A 12,566-nucleotide genomic window follows, 5' to 3' on the forward strand; every position below is an offset into this window, starting at 1 on the left:
GAGATAATTGCAAACTCCCAAGCATAATTACATCAGAATATATCGCTACATAAGGTAGTTGTACAAGGTTCATAACCCTGGGGCTAATCCTTAATAACCCATGCTGGGTAAGATTTCTAGCCAACGAATCGCACTCATCTTACACAATCGCGTTTCTCTATACTCTGGTAGAATATTAATCAGTGTTAGGATGGCCGCTTGAGTTTAGATTAGGACTTACGCATTAACAGAAAAGCCTAAATGACAGATATGCTTTTCAAGGCTTTTATCTGGATTTTTCAATTACCTTTTTGCGATGCCTGGGTCGGGCTACGCCTACGCAATTAACAAAGGATGGTTTGTAAAAACCTGAAACAACCTATTCACGTTAACACACAAGATGAGTCATTTGTACAGTGCGTAAATTTTATAATCTATAAAATTTCATGATTAGTATTCCTAAATTAAATAGAATTGATTTTCTAGTTTTAATTGTGATTGTCGTGATAGGTCTTATACATTTGCCTTTTCCATTTGATGGAGATCAAGCATTTTTTAGGCTAGGTGCTTTGGAGATGCAACAAGGAAAGATACTCTATCGTGATTTTTGGGATATAAAGCAACCGGGGATTTTTTATTTTTATTTTTTGGCAGGAACTTTGTTTGGTTTTAATGAGATTGGTATCCATGTTTTTGAACTTATTTACATGGTGTTTTTTTCTATAATATTGTTGCTGAGTCTCAAAAGTTATTTTCGGCATCAGATAATCGCAAGTCTAGTACCTTTGTTAACGGTTGGCGTTTACTATACGGTTTCAGGGGCTTGGCATCTTACTCAAGTGGAGGCACTGGTTGGTTTTCCTTTATTCATTTGTCTTTGGCTGACTTATCAATCTTTTAAATATGAAGGGAAGCAAAGATTTTTCCTACTTGTACTGTCAGGCTTTGTTGGTGGAATTGTCCTCATATTTAAATTTATATTTTTGTTAATATTACTTTCGTTTTGGCTAACTCTTTTAATATATTCTCTACTAATAAAACGGCAGAAAATTAAAAAAGCCTTTGTAGAAATCTGTCTCGCAATTTTTATAGGGATTATATTTCCGATTATATTTGTTGTTAGTTACTTTGCCTGGTTTAATAGTTTATCAATTTTGTATGAGACATTCTTTTTATATCCACCTCGGATTGTTGCTAATTTTCCCTTTGATCTAAGTAGGTTTTTTTCAGGAATAAAATGGTTTTTATATGGTTTTTATCCTCTAGTTTTAGCAACTACTGTTGCAGTAGATGCATCATTGCGTAAGTCTAAGAATATATTGACTTTACTACTTGTTGTTTGGTGTATTTTTGGTTCGGGTGTTATTGTTCTACAACGTGGGGCATTGTGGGAGTACCATTATTTACTATTGTTTGTACCTATAGGTATTTTAGCAACTAAAGGATTAGATGTATTATGGGAGTCTTTAAAAAAATTGACTTCCCCATTTACTACAATTCTGCTCATTTTTTTATTTTTCTTACCTTTATCTTACACTCTTACAAAAAAGAGTGTTTTTCTGGTTAATAACAGTTTTGCTTTAACTGAAGATACACGATTGAAATATCAAACTTTATTTAGAGAAAAATATCCATCCCTTCATTCAGAGGCTGACTTTATCTCCCAACCAGGAAGTCTTTCTGGTGAGATTTATGTAGCTGGCGATCCATCTATTTACTACTTTTCTGGTCGTACTCAGGCAACATCACTACGTGGTTGGGCGCTTGAATATTTTCTACCTGAACAATGGCCAAAACTTCTAGAGCAGTTAGATTCATCAAAGCCTGTTTATATCTTTATTGATTATATTCAGCAAGCTACCATCAAAGAAAATTTCCCAAAAATGCTGGAATTTATTGAGCAAAGATACAATATTTTAAGAGAAAATAATAATGGGATTTGGTATATCCTTTTGTAAATAACCTACAAGAAATTGCAAAGAGGAGTATGGTGGAGGCTTTTTAAAAGCCCTAGTTTAACCGAGAACTTGAGCTTACACTATTTTTTGTACAAATCTTTGGTAGGGGGCTTACAACTAGCTGTGCGCCCCCTGTGTATTGAGCTACTTACCAATCACTTGCTTTAGTGTCGTCCCAGACTTGCAACTCCAAGTCGTGGAGATAAGTTAACCCACTTTGAATTTGTGCGTCTGTTCCTTGTAGTTCAAGGTCAAACCAACCATCACCGATCGCATTTGCTCCCAAAATTGCTGCCGTGATATTTACAGTCAGTCCATAGTCAGACACCAGGCGAGAAATTACAGGTTCCTGGTGATAATCCTTAGGAATTCTGAGGCGAATCCGTTTATTGGTAAGTGTATTGTCACTAGCCATATCTGAATTATTTCAATCCCTGATCGGAATTGGTACGTAACTAACCTTAACCCTAACGGTAATTTCCTGATAGGTAGTAGGTAGATCGTACCATGTCCCATAATTTGCTTGTATCCTAGTTTAAAGGATAACTGTTCTAACCGCTTGATTGATTCTGAATTCTGACTTCTGAATTCTTCAATCAATATCTTTAATGCGGGTTTTTCGTTCCAGGATCTCCTTTAATACCAAGGTTACTACTGCTAGCAGCGCCAACAGTACAGCCGCAGAGAAGGCAGCTTCGGTTTCATATTGTTTGTAAGCCTCTTCTACAAACAGTGGTAGGCTCTGAGTTTGGTCAGCAATGTTGCCAGATACTACCGAAACTGCCCCGAATTCACCCATTGCTCTGGCATTGGTCAAAATTAAGCCGTAGAGTAAGCCCCAGCGGATACTGGGCAAGGTGACGCGCCAAAATATTTGCCAATCTTTCGCACCTAAAGTTCTAGCAGCTTCTTCTTGTTCTTTACCAAATTCTTCTAAAACAGGAATCACTTCCCGCGCCACAAAGGGCATACTTACGAAGGCTGTAGCAAGTACCATACCCGGAAAGGCAAAGATAATCTTGATATCATGAGCTTGGAGCCAAGGGCCAAACCACCCATTGCGTCCGTAAAGTAGCACAATCATCAATCCTGCGACTACGGGCGAGATTGAAAAGGGCAAGTCAATAATGCTCAAAACTATGGCGCGTCCAGGAAATTTATGACGAGCGATCGCCCAAGCTGCACACAATCCAAATACAGTATTTACAGGTAGAGCAATCAAAGCTAGCATCAGTGTCAGCCAAGCTGCATGGAGAAAAGCTGGTCGAGTTAGGTTTGACAGAAATGGCGCAAATCCCTTGCTGAAGGCTTGGACAAAAACGTTAATTGACGGGATGTATTGAACCAGAGCCAAATAAGCGATCGCTATACTAATTAAAACTATTGGCACCCAACTCTTCTGCTCTGTAACAGGCTTGGCTGTATCTGTATCCGATGCAGATGAATGAAAACTTGGCTTATCTACTGTCATATCGCCTTGCCCATGCTTGTAAGAAATTAATTGCCAATAGCATTACTAATGAAATTAATAGTAAAACTATGCCAATTACTGTTGCACCAGAATAGTCATACTGCTCTAATCGCTGGAAAATCAGCACAGGTGCGATCAAATCTTGGAATGGTGTATTGGAAGAGATAATTACAGTCGAACCATACTCTCCAACTGCACGGGAGAAACCCAAGGCAACACCAGTTAGAATTGTCGGAAATAAAGGCGGCAAAATCACTTTCCAGAAAGTTTGCCATTGAGAAGCACCTAGACACCAAGAGGCTTCTTCAATTTCACGTTCCATTTCCTGAAGTACGGGTTGCACAGTTCTCACAATAAAAGGTAGCGAGATAAATATCATTGCTACCGCTACTCCGGTGCGGGTGAAAGATACCTTAATTCCCAGTGGTGCTAGTAGTGAACCTATCCAGCCATTATCGCTGTAAACTGTTGCCAGAGTTAGCCCTGCTACCGATGTTGGCAGTGCAAAGGGTAAATCTACTGTGGCATCAATCAAGCGTTTTAAGGGAAAGTCGTAGCGAACCAAAACCCAGGCAATCAAAGTACCAAAAACACCATTGAGTAAGGCAGCAAATATTGCCGTGACAAAGGTGACATTATATGTTGCTAATGCGATATCACTGGTTGCGATCGCCCAAAATCTTGCCGGAGTTTCCGTACTCGCTTTTAGGAACATGGCAATTATCGGGATAAATAACATCACCGTCAGGTATGCAATGGTGATTCGCCAAGTCCAAGGAACTCGCTGCAATGTTTTCCAGAATGGCGTTTTGCCTTCAACTTCCACAGAAGGAGATACAGTCATAGTCAAAAATATTTACAAGAAGTTTTTCATCAGTATTCGTAATTTGTAATTAAATTAGTTGCTCTGTCCTTCAATTACGAATTACGAATTACTTTTTCTTGGCTTGAATCTGGTCAAAAATTGCTCCATCTGCGAAGAACTTTTTATTGATTCCATCCCAACCACCAAATTCTGCAACAGTACCTAGAGTTTTCACCTTGGGAAATTTATCTGCAACTTCCTTAGTTAGGGTTAAAGTCTGCTCCGCAGTTCGGAATCCCAATTTGGCAAACTCTTGTTGTGCCTCTGGAGTATATAGATATTTGACAAAACCTTCAGCAACTTCCCGGTTGCCGTGCTTATCAACGTTTTTATCTACCACGGCGATGGGATTGTCGATGGAGATATTCACATCAGGGACGATCGCAGTTAACTTTTGACCCTTTTGTTCTGCTAAAATAATCTCATTTTCATAGTTAATCAGGACATCACCTTGACCCTGCTTGAAAAATGCATCAGTAGCCTCACGGGCATCTTTAGTCAGTAATGGTACATTATTGTAGACTTTGGTAACAAACTCAGTCGCTTTAGCATCATCTCCACCGGTTTTAATCACTGAATTCCAAAGAGCTAAGAAATTCCAGCGAGCAACTCCTGATGTTTTAGGATCAGCTGTAATTAGTTTTATACCGTCTTTAGATAAATCTTCCCAAGTCTTGATGTTTTTGGGATTTCCTGGACGTGTGACTAATGCTGCCACAGATTTGGAGACAATACCATTATTAGGAACTTCTTTCTCCCATCCTGGCTCAATCAATCCAGCCTTCTCAATTTTTGTAGTGTCTCCAGCTAATGCCAAATGGACAATATCTGCTTCCAAACCATCGATAACAGCGCGAGTTTGGGAACCAGAGCCACCATAGCTTTGCTTGAAGGTGACAGTTTGGTTATGATCTTTTTTCCACTGTTCAACAAACTTGGGAATGATCGCTTCGTGAGCTGCTTTGGTAACTGCAAACGACACAAGGGTTAGTTCAACATTATCCTTGGTTGCTGCCACAGTACTAGCTGTAGGGTTTTCTGTGGAAGAATTACTTTCATTTCCACCAGAGCAGGCGGCAAGCGCTACACTCAAAACAGTACTTGCCAAAAAGAGCGATGCAAAGCCTTTGAGCGAATTTAGTCTGAACCCATTGGTTCTATGTTCAGCGTAGGCGTAGCCCGCTGGAGGCATCGCTTGTAACCTTTTAAGTGAACGTTGCCACAAATTCATTCCCTTTCCTCCACTAAATCTACAGTTAGTTGATGTGAATACAGTTATATACTGTTTATCATACTGGATGAGTACATATATCTAGTTGCAAACACCCAAAAACCTCACATTCTTTATCAAGAATATGGTGATTCTACCAGTTCTGCGAGGAATTACATATACTTTTATCTTTAACTATCAAGTTGCGTAGGCGCAGCCCACCGTAGGTATCGCAATTAGGCAAGATGAAGCCACTGTGCTTTTTTCTTCTGAGACAACTAGGCGATCGTCTAATATAGATTTTAACGTGAGCATCAGAAAACCTAACAATTGGAAGTCACGGCTAACGAAGTTTGCCTGCGCGGACTTTGGAAAATTAAGGGTTTGGTAGCCTGTGGAGGTGTTCACTGAGCTTCTCGAAGTGCAGGCTTTGCTTTCCCGCGATTTTAATTGTTTGGTGCAAGACGTGCAGAGAGGTCTTTTGATTCAGCAATAAATTAGCAAACAAGCAAATTTAGTAAGTCAAATGTCATTTTGCTTGCAGAAAACACCGAAATGAGTAAGTCAAACACGATTTTGAGTAAGTCAAATGCCATTTTGCTTATTAAAACGGTTCAGGGGATTCTAGTAAAAAGCTTATCTTTTAAATTACCATCTGTTTCTTCTTTCACCACTAGCTAATTAAGACTCAAGTAGCTTTCACTGCTGTTGCTTTCATGCAAGCAATCGTAAAATGCTAAATCTACACCTAAATTCGTACCTTATTATGCAACGCCAATTAAATCAATATCAGATTGTGATATTATCGCCTTCCTGCTGATTAATAACTAATCGCAAAATCGATAACCCTAAAATTATCAAAAATAGCACTAGCCCAATCGTACAAGCGTAGCTAATTTCCAAATTATTGAAAGCTTGCTCATATAGATAATAAACAATCGTTTTCGAGCTATTGAGTGGGCCTCCTTGGGTCATAATGTATACTTCTTCAAACACTTTAGTTGCGGAAATAGCCGAAATCACCGCGACTAATGCTAAATATGGCTTCATTAAAGGTATGGTAATATCCCAATGTTTGCTGATACCATCAGAGCCATCGATGGCTGCGGCTTCGTACACATCAGCGGGAATTGATTGCAACCCTGCTAAATAAATCACCATGTAGTAGCCTAGTCCCTTCCACACAGTTACAGCTATGACGCTGGCAAGCGAAATTGGTACAATACCAAAAATTTTTTCTGGGCTAGTTAGCCAAGGAATACCTTCTGGAAAAATACCCAAAGTTTTAAAGAACTGATTGAGTAATCCATTTTCTGCATAGAGCCATTTCCAAGCTATTCCCGCAACCACCATTGAAATTACCACTGGAGTGTAGTACGCTGCTCTAAACCAATTCATCCCTCGCAGTTTTTGATTTACCAAAATTGCCAGCACTAAAGGAGCAATTACTAAAATTGGTACTACACCCACAAGATATAGAAAAGTGTTTTCTAAGGTTTTCCAAAAAACTGCATCCTTCCAAAGCTTAAGAAAGTTGGCGAAACCTATCCATTGTGGCGACTGGGCAATATCTTCATAGCTAGTAAAGCTGAGGTAAAACGCTTGCAGTGCAGGCCAAAAGACAGTTAACCCCAAAAGAACTAAGGCGGGTAGTAAAAATAAATAAGGTGTTAGTCGCTGTTTGATGAATAGACAATTTTTAGGCGTTAGTTGATTCATACGAAGTCTAATAGTTGTTTTTGCTAAGTTAGAAAGGATTTAGAGATGTGAGTAAATTTAAGCTTCAATATTCTAAAGGCATATATTTGCGCTTCGCGCTTGCCATTGGCATCGTTAATTAATAGCTTGGAGATAAACTGCGATGGAAACTCAGCACAACCCGCCAATTGAACATCAAAATGTCCCCATAAACCACCGTGGACTACATGACTTTTTGTACAGTTCTGACGACGAACACGCTGCCATTGAGGTGAGTATAACTCCTGAACTGGCAAACAATGGTACTGAAATCGTTGACCTTAATGGTTGGTGTACGTCTCCTCAGAACGCTAAAATTGCAGGAGTTTACGCAATACTGGACGCAGAACGTTGCACACAGTATGTTGGCTATTCTCGAAATGTGTTGCTTTCCCTAAACGGTCATTTTCGCCAAAATGGTGAGCGAAAGTGTACTTTTGTGCGTGTGCAAGCATTCAAGTTCCCCAAACGTCAAGAAATGGAAGATTTGCGAGATGCGTGGATAGCAGAACTCGAAAATACGCCACTTGGTAATGCAACCGATTGCGGAATGTGGGCTAGCACGGTAGGCGAAGCTGCGAAAGCGATAATGTCAGAGGTGGAACGTCAAGCTTACGAAGAGAAAAAGCTAAAACTGCGGAAAGCAATGGCTGACACAACCCTTTCTAAAGAGTTAGAAATAATTGATGCAAGTGAAGCCGAACGTCAGCGTCAACTTGAAGCTGCTGTGAAAAACGATGACTGGAGTGTAATTATTGACGCACAGACACAAGAAACTAAGTCATAGGTGTCAATTAGATTCGTTGTTTTGTCGGTATTGACAGATTAGTATCCATCCAGTAGAGGCGCACAGATGTGCGTCCCTACCCCTTATTCAATCCAAAAAACTACTTTTTCAGCAATGCCTAATTTTTAAATTGCTGTATATCTTGAATCTTATTAAAGCCAATTTGTTGCAATTATTCAAAAGAACCAGAAATGTAACAATGAGTTATAGTGTTTCTCAGATTGATTATAGCGTTTCCTAAAGCGTTTCCTAATCAGATCAGGTACATCATAGCCCCCTCTCGAAGAGCGGGGAGGGGGTTGGGGGTGGGGAACTTGAGTACCTCACTCAACCGAGAACCGCTATAGATAATTTTTAAGTATTAAGTATGGCAATGGAATATTCGCATTCACTAGTTTATAAGGACTTTTTAATTTACTTATTTGTGAGTTATTTATAAGATTGAAGATTTGTTTTCTGTTGCCTCAACAAACGTCTCAAACTGACCATTGGGCGTCCATTGAATAGCCCCATCTCTTCCTGTAAAAAATAGTTTTGTTTGGCTTTGATTTAGTTCAGATAAAGTTTTTAGATCAAAGTTAGCTGAAGAAGCGATCGCTACTTTTGGTTGCAGAGCAATAACTAAGTCTTTTAATGACTGAGGGGCACACCACAGCACTTGTGGACGAGGCAAACTCCCACTTTTAACTAGTTGCTGTACCTCTTTAGACTTGATATTACCTACTAATAACCAATTCTGATCTAAAATTTGCAATTGCAAAATGGGTAATTGATCGTTGATTAATTGTGCCATTATTGAACCAGTTTTCACAGCTTGACCAACTGCCAGCGATTGGTAAGAACCTTGATACTTTTGTAATTCTTGTTGAATTGCCTGAGTTGCAATGGAATTTTCTAGCTTCGGAGAATATTCATAAAAATTCTTGATCGGTAAACGTTGCAGTAATTCCAACCAAGCATTACTTTCATTGCCTTGGAAATCAGTTGCGATCGCCCAATTGATTTGATTTATTCCCTGCTGTTGCAAAAATGGTAGGATTGTGAAACGTCCTGTACCTTCATCGCCACTATTAATTACAGTTACAGTACCCCTATCTTGAACAATTACAATTGGTTCCGTACCAGATTCTAATACAGTTATCCTAAACAATGTATTTGTAGAATGCCAAAGAGGGATGAATACTAAACCAATCACAATCACATTTGCAAACCACCACCGTCGCTGCCACCAAGGGACTAACCAAACCAATATAATCAATACATAAATCGCCACAAGCTGCCAACTAGATATGCTGCCTACAGCAACAGAATTTCCTGGCAACTTGCTAAAAAATTCCACCAGTTTAATTAACCAATCAGTAGGGTAATGCAACACCCCAGCGAGGAAACTTCCTGCCTGAGTCCAAATTAATGCTGCGATCGCACTAATGATTCCACCTATACTAATAATCGAAATTAACGGAGTACTAAGCACATTCAGCAACAAACTATAAGATGGTACAACCCCAAAAACAAAAAGTTGCACAGGTAAAGTCCAAATAGTAGCAGCTAGGGGAACAGCAATCAAAGCAGCGATCGCAGGTGGCAACCATGCTAGGCGATTGATTAATGCGGGTACTGTTACGACTAATCCCAGTGTTGCTAAAAAACTTAATTGAAAGCCTAAATCCCAAATCCATAAAGGATTAAATAGTAATAATATGGTTGCTGCTAATAGTAATGATCCGAACTGTTTTACCTTCCTTTTTAATAGCAAACCAACTAATGCCGCAAAACCCATAATTACGGCTCTGAGTACCGCAGGTTGAAAACCTGTTAAACTCAGAAAAATGATTAAAGCTAAAAAGCCAAAGGTAAATTGCGTTCCTTTTTTTGTCCGCTTCGTTAACTGTAATATCACACTCAAAATCAAAGAAGTTTGAAACCCAGAAGCTGCTAAAGCATGAGCTAATCCTGCTTGTATAAATAAGTCGCGGATATCGTAGGGTAAATCAACAGCTTTGCTACCTAAAACCATTGCACTAACAAGAGGACCTTCAGGGACACCCAACCAACGAACTTGCGATCGTACAATTCGCTCCCGAATTTGCCACCATCCCCATTTACGTTCCTGATCCAAAACATTTACTTGTCGCCCAATTAGACCAGCAAACGTTCCTTCTTGCTTGAGAAACTTTTGAAAGTCGAAACCACCAGGATTGGAAGCCGCCTTTGGTTTGTACAAAATTCCAGTCACAGCAATTTGTTGACTAGGGTATAACCCAGTAGCTTGAAGTATAGGCACTGTCACATATAATTTACCTGTAACCCCTTTTGGTACACTTGCTGAACCTTTTTCATTTTTAACCTCATCTAACTGAGTCGCTTCCAGCCAAAATTGTCCTCGCTGGCTGCGAGTTAAGCGGGGATTACTTGCCACTTCGCCGCGAACAATTACAAGTTGTTCTTGATTACTGCTATTTCCAGGCGGGACGAACTGACTAATATCTTTTATACCCGGTTGCGGCATTCTCCATTGAAGATATAGAGCTGCTAACAACCCCACCAAGCCAGCAGCTAGCCATATTCGAGGATGGGGAATAGTTTGCCAGTTATTAGGCATCGCCTTTGTTTTGCTTCCAGCATTTTCCGGTTTCTGAGCAAATTGTCGTAGGATGGTGCGTCTTCTAAAAATAATTGCTCCCACTATCCCCAGAGCTAAAATCCACACACCACCCCCAGGGACTGCTGTAAACAGCAACCCGAAAATGTAGCCAAGACAAATAATTACGCCACTGCTTTGAATCATAAGATTTTTTGTAAAAACACCTGACAACCCGAATTTGCATCTGACTTAAAAATAAGGGAGCAATAGAGAAAAATCAGAATTGCTGAATTCGGCTATGAAATTCAAAAATCCAATATTCCAATCTCTTATTATCTGCGCCAGGAGCGCCTCTGGGTAATATCTTCATCTCTTTAATTCAGCAACGCTAAATAATTTTTATCCTTGTCGTGAAGTATAGTCCATCAAGTTTATACAAACAAAGCCCGCACAGGCGAGCTGCGAGCTTTGTCTTTGTAAACTTAATCTTGTAGACTCAAGACTTAACGGGATTTCTGGCCTTTAGCAATAGCCACATCATAAAGATATACCTAGCTTAAACGCCAGCACCACATAGAGAAACAGAACACAGAGTGCTGTACTGACCAAATATGCAATTGTTCCTAGCGGACTTAGTAGAACGTTTCATTAATTCGTAGCGAATTAACTTTGACAAGACTCTGTGTACCTTTGCGTTCCTCTGCGTTTAAAAACGCTACGATTTTACGCAAAGCTGTACTTAGTTTATGTAGCCGTACCATTTATTTAGGATATCGGGCTTGCTTCTAAACTCACAGCATCTTTGAGCAACGGAAAACCCAACTTCTCCCTTTGCTCAACATATAAATGAGCCACCTTCCTAGCCAAATGCCGAATCCTGGCAATATAGCGAGTTCTCTCCGTCACCGAAATCACACCTCTAGCATCCAGCAGATTGAACGTGTGCGAACACTTCATTACATAATCTAAACTAGGCAAGACTAATCCTAGCTCCGTCAATTGGGTAGCTTCCTGCTCATATAAATTGAATAGTGTCAGTAGCAACTCAGGATTTGACGCCTCAAAGTTGTATGTACACTGCTCAATCTCACCCTGGAGGTAAACATCACCATAAGTAATGTTGTCCGTCCTATGAATCCTAGTAATTGCCTCCACTTCCTGGAGGTACATCACCAATCGCTCTAACCCATAAGTAATCTCAATTGACACAGGGCGACAATCAATTCCCCCACACTGTTGGAAATAAGTAAATTGAGTAACTTCCATCCCATCTAACCATACTTCCCACCCAGTACCCCAAGCTCCCACCGTCGCATCTTCCCAGTTATCCTCTACAAACCGAATATCGTGGTCTTCAGGACGAATATCTAAAACCCTTAACGAATCAAGATAAATCTCCTGGATATTATCTGGCGACGGTTTGATTAGGACTTGATACTGATAATAGTGTTGGAAGCGGTTGGGGTTTTCGCCGTACCGTCCATCCGTTGGACGACGACATGGTTCAACATAGGCAACAGCCCAGGGTTCCGGCCCCAACGCTCTTAAAAATGTATGGGGATTCTTGGTACCTGCCCCCTTCTCAATGTCATAAGGTTGGGCAATCAAGCAACCGCGATCGCCCCAAAACTCATGCAATAAACCTATTACCGACTGAAAATTCACGCTTCACCCTTCCTTACTCAGCACAGTCCATAAACCATTGTTGCCTACAACCCGGCACTGTGGGCAGTTTCAAGGGACACCAAAGCGTTCCAAAAGATATTTTGGAAAAATAGTTGACAAGATAAAGGAGGTTCGCTATATTGAATATGTGCCTGATGCGAAGCTAAATAAAAGCGACGCTGAGGGGACACCGAACCTTGAAAATATTATAGTTTGAAAGCGATTAGACAGCAAGTGAATTGCGTCAAGCAAATAGATAAAACTAAGCTGAAGTTAAAAAAGAGCAGCTATTGAGCTAAAAAGCTTTCCA

Annotated in this window: 10 protein-coding genes; 2 read left to right on the plus strand and 8 right to left on the minus strand. The window is 40.1% G+C overall.

The features are described 5' to 3' along the window. The first annotated feature begins 425 nt into the window (after window positions 1-425). Complete coding sequence (locus ACEW80_RS00215) at window positions 426-1,937, plus strand: hypothetical protein (protein WP_373524654.1); 1,512 nt, start codon at window positions 426-428, stop codon at window positions 1,935-1,937. A 148-nt stretch (window positions 1,938-2,085) separates the two neighbouring features. Here the strand turns inward: ACEW80_RS00215 and ACEW80_RS00220 are convergent, their stop codons facing one another. The 6 genes from ACEW80_RS00220 to ACEW80_RS00245 form a co-directional block, all read right to left on the minus strand. Continuing rightward, the gene (locus ACEW80_RS00220; protein ID WP_373524655.1) at window positions 2,086-2,352 is read right to left on the minus strand and encodes an NIL domain-containing protein; all 267 of its coding nucleotides are present in this window, start codon (window positions 2,350-2,352) and stop codon (window positions 2,086-2,088) included. A gap of 177 nt (window positions 2,353-2,529) precedes the next feature. Then, window positions 2,530-3,408 carry a sulfate ABC transporter permease subunit CysW gene (gene cysW / locus ACEW80_RS00225; protein ID WP_373524656.1) on the minus strand — a complete coding sequence of 293 codons (879 nt, stop codon included), beginning with the start codon at window positions 3,406-3,408 and terminating at the stop codon, window positions 2,530-2,532. Further along, window positions 3,395-4,252, minus strand: a complete 858-nt coding sequence (gene cysT / locus ACEW80_RS00230; RefSeq protein ID WP_373524657.1) for a sulfate ABC transporter permease subunit CysT — start codon at window positions 4,250-4,252, stop codon at window positions 3,395-3,397. Before cysT ends, cysW begins: the two co-directional genes overlap by 14 nt. Before the next feature lie 88 nt (window positions 4,253-4,340). After that, a complete protein-coding gene (locus ACEW80_RS00235) occupies window positions 4,341-5,504 on the minus strand; it encodes a sulfate ABC transporter substrate-binding protein (protein ID WP_373524658.1) in 1,164 nt (387 codons plus the stop codon). 177 nt (window positions 5,505-5,681) lie between these two features. Then, a complete protein-coding gene (locus tag ACEW80_RS00240; protein WP_373524659.1) occupies window positions 5,682-5,891 on the minus strand; it encodes a hypothetical protein in 210 nt (69 codons plus the stop codon). Window positions 5,892-6,272: 381 nt separating this feature from the next. Continuing rightward, window positions 6,273-7,202 carry a carbohydrate ABC transporter permease gene (locus ACEW80_RS00245; protein WP_373524660.1) on the minus strand — a complete coding sequence of 310 codons (930 nt, stop codon included), beginning with the start codon at window positions 7,200-7,202 and terminating at the stop codon, window positions 6,273-6,275. A 142-nt stretch (window positions 7,203-7,344) separates the two neighbouring features. On the opposite strand from ACEW80_RS00245, the gene ACEW80_RS00250 reads away from it, so the two are divergent. After that, window positions 7,345-8,007 carry a GIY-YIG nuclease family protein gene (locus ACEW80_RS00250; protein WP_373524661.1) on the plus strand — a complete coding sequence of 221 codons (663 nt, stop codon included), beginning with the start codon at window positions 7,345-7,347 and terminating at the stop codon, window positions 8,005-8,007. A 433-nt stretch (window positions 8,008-8,440) separates the two neighbouring features. On the opposite strand, the gene ACEW80_RS00255 is transcribed toward ACEW80_RS00250, so the two are convergent. Together ACEW80_RS00255 and glyQ are read right to left on the minus strand one after the other, a co-directional pair. Next, window positions 8,441-10,795 carry a ComEC/Rec2 family competence protein gene (locus ACEW80_RS00255; protein ID WP_373524662.1) on the minus strand — a complete coding sequence of 785 codons (2,355 nt, stop codon included), beginning with the start codon at window positions 10,793-10,795 and terminating at the stop codon, window positions 8,441-8,443. A 561-nt stretch (window positions 10,796-11,356) separates the two neighbouring features. Further along, complete coding sequence (gene glyQ, locus ACEW80_RS00260; RefSeq protein ID WP_373524663.1) at window positions 11,357-12,256, minus strand: glycine--tRNA ligase subunit alpha; 900 nt, start codon at window positions 12,254-12,256, stop codon at window positions 11,357-11,359. Window positions 12,257-12,566: the final 310 nt, after the last annotated feature.

It is taken from the genome of Nostoc sp., from assembly GCF_041747015.1.
GTDB lineage: Bacteria > Cyanobacteriota > Cyanobacteriia > Cyanobacteriales > Nostocaceae > Nostoc.